Here is a 15,336-nt window from a genome sequence, read left to right as displayed (position 1 = left end):
CAGGGATCAACCGGCTTGCCAGCGGGGGGACGCTGCGCCAGAGTGGCACGTTTCCTGACCGGATAAGCCGCCATGCCACTGATTTTCCTGCTGTCCACCGCCATTGCCATTTTCTTTGCCGTGCATGTGGTGCGCACCGGACGGGAGATGTACTGGCTGTTCATCCTGCTGGTTTTCCCCTTCCTGGGCAGCGTGGTTTACGCGCTGGCGATCTATCTGCCCTCCCTGCGCAACAGTGCCCAGGCCCACAAGGTGAAGGAAAACCTGATCCGGGCCGTGGACCCGGGCCGTGACGTGCGGGAAGCCCGTGAACGGCTGATGGATGTGCCCAGTGTGCAGAACCGGCTGAAACTGGCGCAAACTCTGCTGGCGGCGGGTGACCATGCCGAAGCGGAGGAACATTTCACGGCGATGTTGACCGGCCTGCACGCCGACGATCCGGATATCCTGCTGGGTCTGGCGGAGGCCCAGTTGGGCAATGGCAAACCGGCGGCCGCCCTGGATAGCCTGACCCGGCTGCGGGCCGCCCATCCCGATTACCAGTCTGCCGAGGGTCACCTGACCTATGCCCGCGCCCTGGACGAGCTGGATCGGGGGCCGGAGGCGGAGCGCGAATACCGGGCGCTGGCCGATTATTATCCAGGCGTGGAGCCGCTGTGCCGGCTGGCCCTGCTGCTGGGACGCACAGGCCGTCAGGCGGAGGGACAGGAACTGTTCAAGGATGTGCAGCAGCGCCTGTCCCGCGCCCCAAGCCATGTCCGCGCCCGGCAGAAGGAATGGCTGGATCTGGCCCGGCAGAATCTGGCGCGGGGTGGCGCCGCCTAACCCTCCACCAGTGGCTGGAACATCACCAGCGCATCAACATAGCCCAGGCGGGGATGCTGGAAGGCCAGCGGCAGGCGCCCGACGATGGTAAAGCCCAGCGCCTGCCACAGGGCGACCGCGCGGGTATTGCTGCTGACCACGAAATTGAACTGCATCCCGCGATAACCGCGCTGTCTGGCATGGTCCAGGGAATGCAGACACATGGCCCTGGCCACCCCGCGCCCGGTGGCCGCCGCAGCGGTCATGTAGCCGCAATTGCAGATATGGCGACCACCGCCGGCCTGATTGGGGCGGATGAAATAGGTGCCCACCACCTGCCCATCCGGCGCCACGGCAACAAACGTTTCCTTATCCGGCCCCAGCCAATAGGCCAGCGCGTCGCCCTCCCCCATCGCTGGGTCCAGCGCATAGGTCTCCCCGGCCCGAATGGTCGGGCCGATGATGTGCCAGAGGGCGGGGGCATCGGCGGTGGTGGCGGGGCGGATGGTCAGGTCGGTCATTGATATCCCTTCCCATATGGCCAAAAGAAAAGCCCGCCGGGTTCCCCCGGCGGGCCTCTATGCATCAGGCTGGAAACCGCTGGATCATCAATCCACCAGTTCCTCCACCTTATCCTCCTGCTTGCCGCCCTTAGGCTCGGCATAGTCGAAGGACAGGCCCTTGCCTTCCTTGTTCAGCACCACCCGCACGGCCCCGCCCTTGGACAGGCGGCCAAACAACAGTTCCTCCGCCAGCGGTTTCTTCACATGTTCCTGGATGGTGCGGGCCAGCGGACGGGCGCCCATCACCGGATCATAGCCTTCCTTGGCCAGCCATTCGCGGGCATCGTCCGACAGGTCGATGGTCACGCCACGGTCGGAAAGCTGGGCTTCCAGCTCCATGATGAACTTGTCCACCACCCGGGTCACCGTCTCCGGCCCCAGATTGCTGAAGGGGATGATCGCATCCAGGCGGTTGCGGAATTCCGGCGAGAACGCCTTGTTGATCGCTTCCTTATCCTCACCCACCCGCGCCTCCCGGCCGAAACCGATGGCGGGTTTGGCCATGTCGGCAGCACCGGCATTGGTGGTCATGATCAGGATGACGTTACGGAAATCAACGATCTTGCCGTTATGGTCCGTCAGCTTGCCATGATCCATGACCTGCAGAAGGATATTATACAGGTCAGGATGCGCCTTCTCGATCTCATCCAGCAGCAGCACGCAGTGCGGATGCTGGTCGATGGCGTCCGTCAGCAGGCCGCCCTGATCAAAGCCGACATAGCCCGGCGGGGCACCGATCAGCCGGCTGATCGTGTGGCGCTCCATATATTCGGACATGTCGAAGCGGACCAGCTCAATCCCCAGCGTGCGGGAAAGCTGCTTGGCCACCTCCGTCTTGCCGACGCCGGTGGGGCCGGAGAACAGGTAATTGCCAATCGGCTTTTCCGCATCGCGCAGGCCGGCACGGGCCAGCTTGATGGCCGAGACCAGCGCCTCGATGGCCGGGTTCTGCCCGAAAACCATGGTCTTCAGGTCGCGTTCCAGGTTCAGCAGCGTCTCCTTGTCGTCGCGGCTGATGGATTTGGGCGGGATGCGGGCGATCTTGGCCACCACCGCTTCCACATCCTTCTGGGTGATGGTCTTCTTGCGTCGGCTTTCCGGGATCAGCGCCTGGGCGGCCCCCACCTCATCGATCACATCGATAGCTTTGTCGGGCAGCTTGCGGTCGCCAATATATTTGGCCGACAGCTCCACCGCCGAGCGGATGGCATCCTTGGTGTAGCGGATCTTGTGGTACGACTCGTAATAGGTCTTGATCCCTTCCAGGATCTTGATCGCATCCTCGATCGACGGTTCATTGACGTCGATCTTCTGGAAGCGCCGCACCAGGGCGCGGTCCTTCTCAAAATAGGAGCGATATTCCTTGTAGGTGGTGCTGCCGATGCAGCGCAGCGCACCCGACGCCAAAGCCGGCTTCAGCAGGTTGCTGGCATCCATCGCCCCGCCGCTGGTAGCACCGGCCCCGATGACGGTGTGGATTTCATCGATGAACAGGATGGAACCTTCCAGCGCCTCCAGCTCCGAGACGACGGCCTTCAACCGTTCCTCGAAATCCCCGCGATAGCGGGTGCCGGCCAGCAGGGAGCCCATATCCAGCCCGAAGATGACGGCATTTTTCAGCACGTCGGGCACTTCGCCATGGACGATGCGGCGGGCCAGCCCTTCGGCGATGGCCGTCTTGCCGACGCCGGGATCGCCGACATAGAGCGGGTTGTTCTTGGAGCGGCGGCAGAGGATCTGGATCGTCCGCTCCACCTCCTGCTCCCGGCCGATCAGCGGGTCGATCTTGCCGCCGGCGGCCTTCTTGTTGAGGTTGACGCAATAGGCTTCAAGCGCTTCAGTGCCTTTCTTCACGACCTTCTCCGCCTGGGCGTCATCGTCGGCGCCGGAAACGCGCTTGGTCTCTGCGCGTCCAGGGGCTTTGGCGATGCCGTGAGAGATGTAATTGACCGCGTCGAAGCGCGTCATTTCCTGCTCCTGCAGGAAATAGACGGCATGGCTCTCGCGTTCGGAGAACAGGGCGACCAGCACATTGGCGCCCGTCACTTCCTCCCGGCCAGAGCTTTGCACATGAATGGCGGCGCGTTGCAGCACGCGCTGGAAACCGGCGGTGGGCTTGGCATCCTCCGACCGGCTGGTGACGAGGTTGGACAGCTCGCTGTCGAGATATTCGATCAGTTCGGCCCGCAGCTTGGTGACATCCACCCCGCAGGCCCGAAGGACGGCCAGCGCGTCCTGATCCTCGGTCAGCGCCAGCAGAAGATGTTCCAGGGTTGCGTACTCGTGACGCCGCTGGTTGGCGTTGCCGAGAGCCCGGTGCAGCGTCTGTTCGAGATTACGCGACAGCATGAGGCGCTAATCCTTCTCCAGGGTACATTGTAGAGGATGCTGGTGCTGGCGGGCGAAATCCATCACCTGCGTCACTTTGGTTTCCGCCACTTCATAGGTGAACACACCACAGACGCCGACGCCACGGCGATGCACCTGCAACATGATCCGCGTCGCCTCGTCCCGGTTCTTGTTGAAGAACCGTTCCAGCACGTCGACCACAAACTCCATGGGAGTGTAGTCGTCGTTCAGCATCAACACCTTGTACATCGAGGGTTTTTTCGTCTTGGGCTTGGCCTTTACGACCACGCCCGTCACGGTCCCCTCATTCCCGTGCTTGTCATGATCAGCCATGATGCTCAACAATCACTTAAAATCCCCGGGTATCCTGAAGGATCATATGAAATGAACCGGCCCGGTTGGAAGGGCTGAATCGCAGCTCTGACACTCCTTTCGCCGATTCTTTTTCCCCTTGAAATGATGGCTGGAGACACCAGTGCCGGATAAACACCCGGCAAAGCCATTTGGCCCCCGTTATTGAGGCAAAAAAAGGGCCCGGCGACGGGGTGTCGCCGGGCCTGTCCCAGAATACGGGAGTAACTACCCCTCGATTATTTTTCCGCTTCCAGCGGCAAAGCCAGGAACTGCTGTTCGCCCTTGCGGTCCAGCAGCAGCAGCACCGCCTTCTGACCGGCCTTGCGGGCGGCATCCACCTTGGCCTGCACATCGGCCGGCGTTGCCACCGCCTGCTGGCTCACCTCCAGCACCAGATCGCCCGGCCGCAACTGGCGGGCCTGGGAGGCGCTGCCGGGGGCAACCTTGGTGATGACCACGCCCTTGGCATCCTCCGCCAGTTCATACTGACGGCGCAGGGCCGGCGTCACCGGCGACAGGGTCAGGCCCAGCGCTTCCACCTGGGTCTGCTGGGCCTTAGCGTCGGGCTTGGCCTGTTCCTCTTCCTCCGCCGCCTCCGGGTCGACCGCGCTGGCCGGCAGCTCGGCCAGCGTGACGGTGACATTCTGCTTCACCCCCTTGCGGGAGATGGCGACCGTCACCTTCTTGCCCACCGGGGTTTCGGCCACCATGCGCGGCAGGGCGCGGTTATTGGCCACATCCTTGCCATCAAAGCTGAGGATCACGTCGCCCGGCTTCAGGCCGGCGGCAGCGGCGGGGCTGCCATCGCTGACGGTGCCGACCAGGGCGCCCTTGTCATTGGGCAGGCCCATGCTTTCGGCGATCGCGGGCGTCACGCTCTGGATCTGCACGCCCAACCAGCCGCGGCGCACCTTGCCGCCCTTGCGCAGTTCCTCGATCACGGTGCGGGCCATGTTGGCGGGGATGGCAAAGCCGATGCCCACACTGTCGCCGGTGCGGCTGAAGATGGCGGTATTGATGCCGACAATCTCACCCTGCACATTCACCAGCGGACCACCGGAATTGCCCTGGTTGATGGCGGCGTCGGTCTGCAGGAAATCATCGAAGCGGCCGGCGCCGATATCACGGGCGCGGGCGGAGATGATGCCGGCAGTGACGGTGCCGCCCAGGCCGAACGGGTTGCCGATGGCCACCACCCAGTCGCCCACCTTCAATTCATCGCTGTTGCCCCATTTCAGGGCGGTCAGCTTCTGCTTGGATTCGACCTTCAGCAGGGCCAGATCGGTCTCCTTGTCGGTGCCGATCAGCTTGGCCTTCAACTCCGTATGGTCGGCATCCTGGAAGACGACGGTGATCTCGTCGGCCCCCTCAATCACATGGTTGTTGGTGACGATATAGCCGCTGGCATCAATGATGAAGCCGGAACCCAGCGACTGGGCACGGCGCGGCTTGCCCTGGTTCTGCTGCTGGCGTTCATAGAAATCCTTGAAGAATTCCTCGAACGGGGAACCGGGCGGGAATTCCGGCATCGGGATGGGGGAGCGCCCGCCCGGCTTGGCCTGGATCGTCTGCGAGGTGGAGATGTTCACCACCGCCGGCAGACTCTTTTCCGCCAGGGGCGCAAAGCTTTCCGGCGCGCCGCGTTGGGCCAGCGCCACGGAGACATCACCAAAAATCAGGGCCGCCGCCATGAAGGGCAGGGCCACAGCCCGCCGGAACGACAGGCGGCCGAGGGACGGGGAAAAATGCGTCACGTCAATCTCCATGGGCATGTATCCAGCGCCCCGGCCGGTGGAATAACCGGCCCTGTCAGGGACACCCCGGCAGCCCCGCCCTGACAACCGGGCCACCGATGCGCAGGAATATAGGCTGCAAAGGCCCAACAGGCGAAGAAATCCTTGTGAGGTAGGCGAACTGGCCCCAAGGCCGGGTTCCAGGGTGGCGCCCCCGGCCCTTTCACGCTATATCCTGATAGACATAACGGACCCCCCATCGCCAGGATGCTGCCCGCCATGTCGCTTCTCCGCCGCCCCGTGATTGCCGGCCTGCTGGCTGGTCTGCTGCTGATGCTGTCGCCTGTTCATGCCCCGGCGCAGGAACGGCCGGTCACCATCTTCGCCGCCGCCAGCCTGAAGACGGCGCTGGACAACGCCCTGGCCGATTACAAGGCCAAGGGCGGGGCGGCGGCTAGTGTCTCCTATGCCGCCTCCTCTGCCCTGGCCAAGCAGATTGCGGCGGGGGCACCGGCGGATATGTTCATTTCCGCCGATCAGGACTGGATGGACCATCTGGCCAAGCAGAACCTGATCCGCCCGGAAAGCCGGGTGACGCTGTTGGGCAATCAGTTGGTGCTGGTGGCCAGGGCCGGGGCCAAGCCCGGCACCATTGCCGACCTGCCCGCCCTGCTGGGTGCCGATGGCAAGCTGGCCATGGCCGATACCGCCGGCGTACCCGCCGGCAAATATGGCAAGGCGGCGCTGACCAAGCTGGGCCTGTGGGACAAGGTGCAGGGCCGCATCGCCCAGGCGGAGAATGTCCGCGCCGCCCTGGCCCTGGTGGCGCGGGGGGAGGCACCGGCCGGCATTGTCTATCTCAGCGATGCGCGGGCCGAACCGGGGGTTTCCATCGTCGCCACCTTCCCGGCAGGCAGCCACGCCCCCATCGAATATCCGGCCGCCCTGCTGGCCAGCAGCCAGGGCGGGGCAGCCAAGCTACTGGAATTCCTTTCCAGCCCCGCTGCGCGACGGCATTTTGAAGAACAGGGATTTACGGTTCTGGTGAAGTGATGCCAAGGGGCATGTCTCATGCCCCTTGGAGGCCAGCGACCGCTGGCCCGGCGCCCATGCGCCGCAAGCCAAGCCCGCGGATGCGGGCGCCCGGCGTCTGAGGGAGATTAGGATAAGCCTTGGCGGACTGGTTTACAGCAGAGGAATGGACCGCGATTGCGCTGTCGCTGAAGGTGGCCGCCTGGGCCACGCTGGTCAGCCTACCACCCGGCATTGCCGTGGCCTGGCTGCTGGCGCGGCGGCCCTTTCCGGGGCGTATCCTGCTGGATGGGCTGGTGCATCTGCCGCTGGTGCTGCCGCCGGTCGTCACCGGCTATATCCTGTTGATTCTGTTCGGGCGGCAGGGGCCTTTGGGTCGGCTGCTGGCAGAAATCGGCATCGTGCTGGCCTTCAACTGGACCGGGGCCGTGCTGGCCTGTGCCGTGATGGCCTTTCCCCTGCTGGTGCGGGCCATCCGCCTGTCGCTGGAGGCGGTGGATACAAGGCTGGAACAGGCCGCCGGTACCCTGGGGGCCCCGCCCTGGGCCGTGTTCGCCACCATCACCCTGCCGCTGGCCCTGCCCGGCGTGGTGGCCGGCGCCATCCTGTGCTTTGCCAAAGCGTTGGGAGAGTTCGGGGCCACCATCACCTTTGTGTCCAACATTCCCGGCGTCACCCAGACGCTGCCATCGGCCATTTACAGCCATTTGCAGGTGCCGGGCGGCGATGGGCCGGCGCTGCGGCTGACGCTGGTATCGGCGGCGATTGCCATCATCGCCCTGGTGGCCAGTGAGCTGCTGGCCCGCCGGGTACGCCGGCGGGTGGAGGGGACGGATGCTTGATCTGGACCTCACATATCGGCGCGGCGACTTCACCCTCACCGCGCGTTTTGCCGCCGGGCCGGGCCTGACCGCTATCACCGGCCCATCGGGGGCCGGCAAGACGACGCTGTTGAACCTGATCGCCGGGCTGCTGCGCCCGGCAACCGGGCATATCCGGCTGGACGGGGTGGCGTTGACGGATCTGCCGCCGCATCGCCGCCGCATCGGCTATGTGTTTCAGGAAGCGCGGCTGTTCCCGCATCTCAGCGTGCGGCAGAACCTGCGTTATGGAAGGCTGTTCGCCCACCACCCTGCCCCGGCCACGCTGGCCGACATTACCGACCTGCTGGATATCGGCCCGCTGCTGGACCGGCGCCCGCGTGACCTGTCGGGCGGGGAGAAGCAGCGGGTCGCCATCGGCCGCGCCCTGCTGGCGGCACCGCGCCTGATCTTGCTGGATGAACCGCTGGCCGCCTTGGACGCGGCACGCAAGGCCGAACTGCTGCCCTATCTGGCCCGGCTGCACGATCAGATGCGCCTGCCCATGCTTTATGTCACCCACCATCCGGCAGAATTGCGCGGGCTGGCCGGCGGCTGGTTGCGGGTGGAAGGCGGCATGGCCGCCCCCGCACCCGCCCCGGATCAGTAACCGGCACTGCCCACTTGCGGGCCGGGGGCCACGCCCAGCGCACCCAGAATGGCATCCAGCAGGCCGGAGGCACCAAAGCGGAAGGTCTCCGGCCCCACCCAGCCGGGTCCGCAAATCTGGTCCGCCAGGGCCAGATATTCGGCCGCCGTTTCCAGATCGCGGATACCGCCCGACGCCTTGAAGCCGACGCGGCGGTCCGCCCCCTTGGCCGCTTCCAGCATGATGCGGGCGGCACTGGGCGTGGCCCCCGCCGGCACCTTGCCGGTGGAGGTCTTCAGGAAATCCGCCCCCGCCGCCACGGCAATGGCGGCGGCCCGTTCAATGAACACCGGCTTGGCCAGTGACCCGCTTTCCAGGATCACCTTCATCGTCGTCTCACCACAGGCCACCCGGCAGGCGGCGAGATGCTCAGCGGCGCGGCGGCCATCGCCCATCATCACATCGGCATAGTTCATCACCACGTCGATCTCATCGGCCCCGTCGGCCAGGGCACCGGCGATCTGGGCCGCCACCTTTTCGGCACCGAAACTGCCGCCGGGGAAATTCACCACGGTCGCCACCTTCACGCCTGTGCCAGCCAGAATCTGTTTTGCCTGCGAAACAAAGCTTGGCCAGAGGCAGACGGCGGCGACATTGCCCACCGACGTCACCGCCTTGGCGCAGAGAACCACCGTACTGGCGGCATCATCCGTGTCGTTCAGGCTGGTCAGGTCCAGCAGCGGCAGGCAACGGCGGGCAATGGCGGCGGAATCTATTCCGCTATCGAAATTATGCGTCATTTGTTTAGAAACCCAGATTGTCGGGGCCGAAGCTGAAGGGCAGCAACTGCCCCAGCGTGAAGCTCTGGCGGAAAGCGCCGGCATCAAAGACATGGATGGGCGTGTCGGGGCCGGCGGCAAATTCGCGGATGCGCTGGCGGCAGCCGCCGCAGGGCGTGCACATCACGCCCGACCCGGCCTCCCCGCCCACCACCACCAGTTCGATGATCGTGCGGTCGCCCGAGGCGATCATCAGGCCGATGGCCGTCGCCTCGGCGCATTGACCCTGCGGATAGGCGGCGTTCTCCACATTGCAGCCAGCATGGATGCGCCCGCTTTCAGAGCGGATGGCCGCCCCGACCTTGAACCCGGAATAGGGGGCATGGGCATTCAGGCGGGCGGCCCTGGCGGCCTGGAACAGATCATCGGCGATGGCGATCATGGGCATTTCGGATGGCTGGTGGATGGATTTTTGCCCAGCATAGGGCCAAGCCCCTGGCATCACCATCTTTAATGCCAAAGTCGGGGCTGGCGGGCAGCATCGGCTTGGCCCACACTGGCAAAAAAATCCCTGGGAGAGTGCCACGGCACTTGGGAGGAACCATGATTGCCACCATCCTGACGCCCGCCATCATGGAACTGGGCGGGGGTGCCATTGCGGGGGCGGCGTCCGTGCTGCACCGGCTGGGCGTGCGCCGGCCGCTGGTCGTCACCGACCCCTGGATGCGGGACAGCGGCACGGTGGAAAGGCTGCTGGCCCCGCTGCGCGATGCCGGCTTCCAGCCCGGCCTGTTCGCCGATACCGTGCCCGACCCCACCGTTACGGTGGTGGAACAAGGCGCCGCCCTGCTGCGCGAGGGCGGTTATGACGGGATGCTGGCGCTGGGCGGCGGATCGCCCATTGATACGGCCAAGGCCATGGGCGTGCTGGCCGCCAATGGCGGGGCGATGCGCGATTACAAGGTGCCCAACCCGATCCCGCTGGCCGGCCCGCCGCTGGTGGCCATCCCCACCACCGCCGGCACGGGATCGGAGGTGACGCGCTTCACCGTCATCACCGATGCCGCCACCGATGAAAAAATGCTGATCGCCAGCCCGCTGCTGGTGCCCAGTGCCGCCATCATCGATTACGAACTGACGCTGAGCTGCCCGCCGCGCCTGACCGCCGATACCGGGATCGATGCGCTGACCCACGCCATTGAGGCCTATGTCAGCGCCAAGGCCAACCCGTTTTCCGACAGCATGGCCCTGGCCGCCATGGGCCGCATCGCCCCCTATATCCGCACGGCCGTGGCCGAACCCGGCAACCGCGTGGCGCGGGAAGCCATGATGCTGGGTGCCACGCTGGCCGGCATGGCCTTTTCCAACGCGTCCGTCGCCCTGGTGCATGGGATGAGCCGGCCCATCGGCGCCTTTTTCCATGTGCCGCATGGGCTGTCCAACGCCATGCTGCTGCCCGCCGTCACCCATTGGTCGCTGCCGGGGGCCCCCGCCCGCTATGCCGATTGTGCCCGCGCCATCGGGGCCGCCGACGTGGCGGATAGTGACGATGTGGCGGGGGAAAAGCTGGTGGCAGCACTGCGGGATCTCAACACCGACCTGAAGGTACCCAGCCCGAAGACCTATGGCATTGATCCCGCCCGCTGGAATGGGCTGCTGGAAACCATGGCCGCGCAGGCCCTGGCCTCCGGCAGCCCCGCCAATAATCCCCGCGTGCCGGATGTGGCGACGATGGTGGCGCTCTATCGGGAAAGCTGGGGGTGAGATCCCTTTCCGTCATCCCGGCGAAAGCCGGAACCCAGGGGCAACAAGCCCAACGTCAACGCCTTGTTGATCGATGCAGCCGAGGGGTTCGGCACGCGGCCCCTGGGTCCCGGCTTTCGCCGGGATGACGGGGGCGGGGATACTCCCCTCTCAACCCTGCCGCGGCGGGATCAGGCCCTTGGCGCGGGCGGCGTTGGCGGCCTGCACCGCGAAGCCATAGACGGCGGCACTGAATGGGGCCTGGACCTGCGGTGTCTGCCACTGGTCCATTTCCTGATACATGCGGCTGGCCTTGTTCCAGACCTCCACGCCGACCTTTTCCACCAGCGGCTTTTGCAGCTCGTACCAGCGCAGGGCCAGCCGCTGGGCGTGCTCGTCCTCCGGTGAGACCTTGCAGGCGATGGCCGCCTCGATCTCCGCCACCAGATCGGCCCATTGGCGGGCATAATCGGCCTCCCCATCCGGGCCGAAGGCGGCCTTGGCCTGCCGCCATTTCTCCTGGTCTTCCGGCGTGTAATAGCGGTCCAACACCGGCTTCCAGTTTTCTTCACTCATGCTCTGTTCTCCCATCTTGATCAGGTCGCACAGGGCATCGACGGAAAGGCATTCCCCCTCGGAAAGCTGGCGGCGCGCGGCACGCAACAGGCCCAGGCTCTGGGTCAGGTTGCGTTCGGTCTGCTCCAGTGCTTCGATCTGCGCATCGATCAGCCGCGCCGGGTCAAAGGGCCGCCGGTCCAGCAACTGGCCGATCTGGCCCAGCGTGCAGCCGGCCTTTTTCAGCAGCAATATCTGCTGTAACCGCGCCACATCGCCCGCCTGATAAACCCGCCGCCCGGCCTGGGTCCGCACCGGCTTGATCAGCCCCTCGGCCTCATACAGCCGCAGGGCCCGCACCGAAATGCCGGACCGTTCCGCCAACTCGCCTATGGATAATGCCTTGTCCATCGTCATGCTCCTTGCCCGCCTTTTGTCGGACCTGACGCAGCGTCAGGAGCAAGCGGGAAAATGCAGGGGCCGGAAAAGAAAAAGCCCGCCGCTGGCTTACCAGGGGCGGGCTCTGTTTCTCATATGGGGCCGGATTAATCCGCCGTGACGATCTTCGGCTTCGGCAGGTCCAGCTTGATATGCAGTTCCTTCAGCCGGTCCGGGGTGGTGGCGTTGGGGGCCTGCATCAACAGGTCTTCAGCGCGCTGGTTCAGCGGGAAGACGATAACCTCGCGGATGTTCGGCTCATCGGCCAGCAGCATGACCATGCGGTCGATACCGGGGGCCGAACCACCGTGCGGCGGGGCGCCCAGCTTGAAGGCCGACAACATGCCGCCGAACTTGGCTTCCAGCACCTCCGGCGGGTAACCGGCGATCTCGAACGCCTTGTACATGATTTCCGGCTTGTGGTTACGGATGGCGCCGGACGACAGCTCCACCCCGTTACACACAATATCGTACTGATAGGCGTTGATGGTCAGCGGATCCTGGTTCAGCAGCGCGTCCAGCCCGCCCTGCGGCATGGAGAACGGGTTGTGGCTGAAATCGATCTTCTTCCGCTCTTCGTCATATTCGAACATCGGGAAGTCGACGATCCAGCAGAACTTGTAGGTGTCCTTCTCGATCAGGTCCAGGGTCTCACCAATCTTGGTGCGGGCCAGACCGGCCAGCTTGGCGGCGGGGCCCGGCTGATCGCAGACGAAGAAGACGGCATCGCCATCCTGCAGACCCACCACCTCGCGCAGGGCCGCCTGGGCGGCTTCCGGCACAAACTTGGCGATGGGGCCCTTGCCACCGGCGGCTTCAAACAGGATATAGCCCAGGCCGGGAGCGCCCAAACCCTTGGCCCAATCGTTCAGCTTGTCGAAGAAGCTGCGCGGCTGGTCAGCAACGGCGGGGGCGCGGATGGCGCGGACAACGCCGCCATTGGCGATCACGCCCTTGAAAGCCTTGAACTCCACATCATCGCGCTTGAAAACGTCGGTGACGTCGGTGATCACCAGCGGGTTGCGCAGGTCCGGCTTGTCATTGCCATATTTCAGCATCGATTCGGCGTAGGGGATACGCACGAACGGGTACGGCGAGACGGTGCGCTTGGTGCCCGTGAAACCGCTGAACTCCTCAAAAATCCCATGAATGACGGGTTCGATGGCGGCGAACACATCTTCCTGGGTGACGAAGCTCATCTCAAAATCGAGCTGGTAGAATTCGCCCGGCGAGCGGTCGGCGCGGCTATCCTCATCGCGGAAGCAGGGGGCGATCTGGAAATAGCGGTCGAAACCCGACACCATCAGCAGCTGCTTGAACTGCTGCGGCGCCTGCGGCAGGGCGTAGAACTTGCCGGGATGGTTGCGGCTCGGCACCAGGAAGTCGCGGGCACCTTCCGGGCTGCTGGCCGTCAGAATCGGGGTCTGGAATTCCACGAAACCCTGTTCGATCATGCGGCGGCGGGCCGACGCGATGACGTTGGAGCGCAGCAGAATGTTCTTCTGCATCTTCTCCCGGCGCAGGTCCAGGAAGCGATAGCGCAGGCGCAGTTCTTCACCGGCATCCTGTTCGCTGTTCACCTGCAACGGCAGCGGGTCGGCGGCGGACTGCACATCCAGATCGCGGACCTTCACTTCGATATGGCCGGTGGGCAGCTTGTCATTGACGGTGTCGTCGGTGCGCACCACCACCTCGCCGGTGATGGTCACCACCGATTCCAGGCGCAGACCGTCCAGCACCTTGAAGTGCGGGGAAGAGGTGTCGACCACGCACTGGGTGATGCCGAAATGATCGCGCAGATCGATGAACAGCAGCTGCCCATGGTCACGCTTGCGGTTGATCCAGCCGGACAGGCGGACATTCTGGCCGGCATGGTCCGGGCGGAGTTGGCCACAATTATGCGAGCGATAGGCGTGCATGGTGGATCGACCTTGGGTGCGGATGGGCAATAGAAAGGGTGGCCGTCCGGCGGCAGCCGGCACGGTTTGCGCCACACCACACCGGACGGGGCGTGCTTGTCAAGCACAGCCCACGCGGCACAGCCCACCATCTCACACCAAAAGACCGGCACCCCCGATTGCTACCGGCCTTTGTATCGGATAGAAGATATACTCAGACAAATAAATCAAGATCAGGGAGTATCGGGCATGGAAAGCGTGAAGACCGGGCGGCGGGCCTTTCTGGCGACGGCGGCGGCCCTGGGGGCCACAGGCCTGATCGGGCCGTTCCCGGGTAGGGCCGCCGGGGCGGCGGAGGGGGGTATGCTGGCCCCGCGCCCGCCGATGGGCTGGAACAGCTGGAACAGCTTCGCCACCACCATCAATGAGGCGCAATCGCGGGAGATTGCCGCCATCCAGGCGGCCAAGCTGCTGCCCTTCGGCTATGATATCTTCACGGTCGATATCCAATGGTACGAACCGGAGGCATCCAGCTACACCTATAATGCCAAGCCGGTGCCGGTGATGGATGGGCATGGCCGGCTGTTGCCGGCCCCCAACCGCTTTCCGTCCAGCGCCGGGGGCAAGGGCTTTGCCCCGCTGGCCGATGCGGTCCATGCGCTGGGGCTGAAATTCGGCATCCACCTGATGCGCGGCATCCCCCGGCTGGCGGTGGAACGCAACCTGCCCATCCTGGGCACCCATGTGCGCGCCGCCGATATCGCCAACAAAAACAGCGTCTGCAGCTGGAACCCGGACATGTATGGCGTGGACATGACCAAGCCGGGCGCCCAAGCCTATTATGATGGGGTTTTCCGGCTATATGCTTCCTGGGGCGTCGATCTGATCAAGATGGATGATATGAGCCGCCCCTATGATGAGCATATTCTGGAGATCGAGGCGGCACACAAGGCGATCCAGAATTGTGGCCGCCCCATCATCCTCAGCCTGTCGCCAGGGGAAACCCCGGTAGCGCAGGGCGAGCACGTGGCCCGCCATGCGCAGATGTGGCGAATCAGCGATGATTTCTGGGATGAGTGGAAGATGCTGGAGGCTCAGTTCGACCGGCTGGACAAATGGACGCCCTTCCGCCGCCCCGGTGCCTGGCCGGATGCCGACATGCTGCCGCTGGGCCGGCTGTCGCTGGGGGAGCGGGACAGCCGTTTTACCCCGGATGAACAGCAGACCCTGATGACCCTGTGGTCCATTGCCCGGTCGCCGCTGATCATGGGGGGCGACCTGCGCCATCTGGACGCCGCCACCCTGGCCCTGCTGACCAATCCGGAGGTGCTGGCCGTCAATCAGGCCAGCAGCGGCAATAAGACCGTGCCCACCGGCACGCCGGGCCATATTGCCTGGACCGCCCAGCCGGAAAGCGGGCCGGGCCGCTATCTGGCCCTGTTCAACATCACCGGGGCCAAGGCTGATGTCAGCCTGGACCCCGCCGCCCTGGGGCTTTCGGGGCCGCTGGCCTTGCGCGACCTGTGGGCGCGGCGCGACTTGGGGGCCATCAACGGCCCGCTGCGGACCAGCCTGCCCGCGCATGGGGCTGCGCTCTACTGCCTAAGCCCAACGAAGGGCTGATCCGAACGCGGCACTG

Annotated in this window: 14 protein-coding genes; 6 read left to right on the top strand and 8 right to left on the bottom strand. The window is 64.9% G+C overall.

Going from position 1 to position 15,336, the window contains the following annotated elements; translation table 11 throughout:
• The first annotated feature begins 72 nt into the window (after positions 1-72).
• Complete coding sequence (locus PCJ49_RS11200) at positions 73-825, top strand: tetratricopeptide repeat protein (RefSeq protein ID WP_269911004.1); 753 nt, start codon at positions 73-75, stop codon at positions 823-825.
• On the opposite strand, the gene PCJ49_RS11195 is transcribed toward PCJ49_RS11200, so the two are convergent.
• From PCJ49_RS11195 to PCJ49_RS11180, 4 genes are all read right to left on the bottom strand, one after another.
• Positions 822-1,325 (bottom strand): GNAT family N-acetyltransferase, encoded by a 504-nt coding sequence (locus PCJ49_RS11195; RefSeq protein ID WP_269911003.1) that lies wholly within the window; start codon positions 1,323-1,325, stop codon positions 822-824. The two genes, PCJ49_RS11200 and PCJ49_RS11195, sit on opposite strands and share 4 nt — an antisense overlap.
• An 87-nt stretch (positions 1,326-1,412) precedes the next feature.
• Positions 1,413-3,716, bottom strand: a complete 2,304-nt coding sequence (gene clpA / locus PCJ49_RS11190) for an ATP-dependent Clp protease ATP-binding subunit ClpA (RefSeq protein ID WP_269911002.1) — start codon at positions 3,714-3,716, stop codon at positions 1,413-1,415.
• A 6-nt stretch (positions 3,717-3,722) separates the two neighbouring features.
• Positions 3,723-4,049, bottom strand: coding sequence for an ATP-dependent Clp protease adapter ClpS (clpS, locus tag PCJ49_RS11185; protein ID WP_089287647.1), 327 nt, complete (start codon positions 4,047-4,049; stop codon positions 3,723-3,725).
• A 257-nt stretch (positions 4,050-4,306) separates the two neighbouring features.
• On the bottom strand, positions 4,307-5,842 hold the full coding sequence (locus PCJ49_RS11180) for a DegQ family serine endoprotease (protein WP_269911001.1): 1,536 nt from the start codon (positions 5,840-5,842) through the stop codon (positions 4,307-4,309).
• Positions 5,843-6,082: 240 nt separating this feature from the next.
• On the opposite strand from PCJ49_RS11180, the gene modA reads away from it, so the two are divergent.
• The 3 genes from modA (at position 6,083) to PCJ49_RS11165 (ending at position 8,305) form a co-directional block, all read left to right on the top strand.
• Entirely contained in the window at positions 6,083-6,856 is a 774-nt protein-coding gene (gene modA, locus PCJ49_RS11175) for a molybdate ABC transporter substrate-binding protein (RefSeq protein ID WP_269911000.1), read from the top strand.
• Between the two features lie 119 nt (positions 6,857-6,975).
• A complete protein-coding gene (gene modB, locus PCJ49_RS11170) occupies positions 6,976-7,677 on the top strand; it encodes a molybdate ABC transporter permease subunit (protein ID WP_269910999.1) in 702 nt (233 codons plus the stop codon).
• Positions 7,670-8,305, top strand: a complete 636-nt coding sequence (locus tag PCJ49_RS11165) for an ATP-binding cassette domain-containing protein (RefSeq protein ID WP_269910998.1) — start codon at positions 7,670-7,672, stop codon at positions 8,303-8,305. Before modB ends, PCJ49_RS11165 begins: the two co-directional genes overlap by 8 nt.
• On the opposite strand, the gene deoC is transcribed toward PCJ49_RS11165, so the two are convergent.
• The gene (gene deoC / locus PCJ49_RS11160; protein WP_269910997.1) at positions 8,299-9,084 is read right to left on the bottom strand and encodes a deoxyribose-phosphate aldolase; all 786 of its coding nucleotides are present in this window, start codon (positions 9,082-9,084) and stop codon (positions 8,299-8,301) included. The two genes, PCJ49_RS11165 and deoC, sit on opposite strands and share 7 nt — an antisense overlap.
• Before the next feature lie 4 nt (positions 9,085-9,088).
• Positions 9,089-9,511, bottom strand: coding sequence for a cytidine deaminase (gene cdd, locus PCJ49_RS11155; RefSeq protein ID WP_200819881.1), 423 nt, complete (start codon positions 9,509-9,511; stop codon positions 9,089-9,091).
• A 155-nt stretch (positions 9,512-9,666) separates the two neighbouring features.
• Between cdd and PCJ49_RS11150 the strand changes: the two genes are divergently transcribed.
• Positions 9,667-10,827, top strand: a complete 1,161-nt coding sequence (locus tag PCJ49_RS11150) for an iron-containing alcohol dehydrogenase (protein WP_269910996.1) — start codon at positions 9,667-9,669, stop codon at positions 10,825-10,827.
• Between the two features lie 150 nt (positions 10,828-10,977).
• Here PCJ49_RS11150 and PCJ49_RS11145 read toward each other — a convergent pair whose 3' ends face one another.
• Positions 10,978-11,772 carry a MerR family transcriptional regulator gene (locus tag PCJ49_RS11145; RefSeq protein WP_269910995.1) on the bottom strand — a complete coding sequence of 265 codons (795 nt, stop codon included), beginning with the start codon at positions 11,770-11,772 and terminating at the stop codon, positions 10,978-10,980.
• Between the two features lie 134 nt (positions 11,773-11,906).
• Positions 11,907-13,718 carry an aspartate--tRNA ligase gene (gene aspS, locus PCJ49_RS11140; RefSeq protein ID WP_269910994.1) on the bottom strand — a complete coding sequence of 604 codons (1,812 nt, stop codon included), beginning with the start codon at positions 13,716-13,718 and terminating at the stop codon, positions 11,907-11,909.
• Positions 13,719-13,946: 228 nt separating this feature from the next.
• Between aspS and PCJ49_RS11135 the strand changes: the two genes are divergently transcribed.
• Positions 13,947-15,320, top strand: coding sequence for a glycoside hydrolase family 27 protein (locus PCJ49_RS11135; protein WP_269910993.1), 1,374 nt, complete (start codon positions 13,947-13,949; stop codon positions 15,318-15,320).
• Positions 15,321-15,336: the final 16 nt, after the last annotated feature.

Source organism: Niveispirillum sp. BGYR6, assembly GCF_027568365.1.
GTDB lineage: Bacteria > Pseudomonadota > Alphaproteobacteria > Azospirillales > Azospirillaceae > Niveispirillum.
Note: the sequence above shows the minus strand (reverse complement) of the source record. Positions and strands in the feature narration are given on the sequence as shown.

Coding starts and splice junctions, on each gene's coding strand:
- PCJ49_RS11200 (WP_269911004.1), top strand. CDS start 73: ATGCCACTGATTTTCCTGCTGTCCACCGCCATTGCCATTTTCTTTGCC.
- PCJ49_RS11195 (WP_269911003.1), bottom strand. CDS start 1,325: ATGACCGACCTGACCATCCGCCCCGCCACCACCGCCGATGCCCCCGCC.
- clpA (WP_269911002.1), bottom strand. CDS start 3,716: ATGCTGTCGCGTAATCTCGAACAGACGCTGCACCGGGCTCTCGGCAAC.
- clpS (WP_089287647.1), bottom strand. CDS start 4,049: ATGGCTGATCATGACAAGCACGGGAATGAGGGGACCGTGACGGGCGTG.
- PCJ49_RS11180 (WP_269911001.1), bottom strand. CDS start 5,842: ATGCCCATGGAGATTGACGTGACGCATTTTTCCCCGTCCCTCGGCCGC.
- modA (WP_269911000.1), top strand. CDS start 6,083: ATGTCGCTTCTCCGCCGCCCCGTGATTGCCGGCCTGCTGGCTGGTCTG.
- PCJ49_RS11165 (WP_269910998.1), top strand. CDS start 7,670: ATGCTTGATCTGGACCTCACATATCGGCGCGGCGACTTCACCCTCACC.
- deoC (WP_269910997.1), bottom strand. CDS start 9,084: ATGACGCATAATTTCGATAGCGGAATAGATTCCGCCGCCATTGCCCGC.
- cdd (WP_200819881.1), bottom strand. CDS start 9,511: ATGCCCATGATCGCCATCGCCGATGATCTGTTCCAGGCCGCCAGGGCC.
- PCJ49_RS11150 (WP_269910996.1), top strand. CDS start 9,667: ATGATTGCCACCATCCTGACGCCCGCCATCATGGAACTGGGCGGGGGT.
- PCJ49_RS11145 (WP_269910995.1), bottom strand. CDS start 11,772: ATGGACAAGGCATTATCCATAGGCGAGTTGGCGGAACGGTCCGGCATT.
- aspS (WP_269910994.1), bottom strand. CDS start 13,718: ATGCACGCCTATCGCTCGCATAATTGTGGCCAACTCCGCCCGGACCAT.
- PCJ49_RS11135 (WP_269910993.1), top strand. CDS start 13,947: ATGGAAAGCGTGAAGACCGGGCGGCGGGCCTTTCTGGCGACGGCGGCG.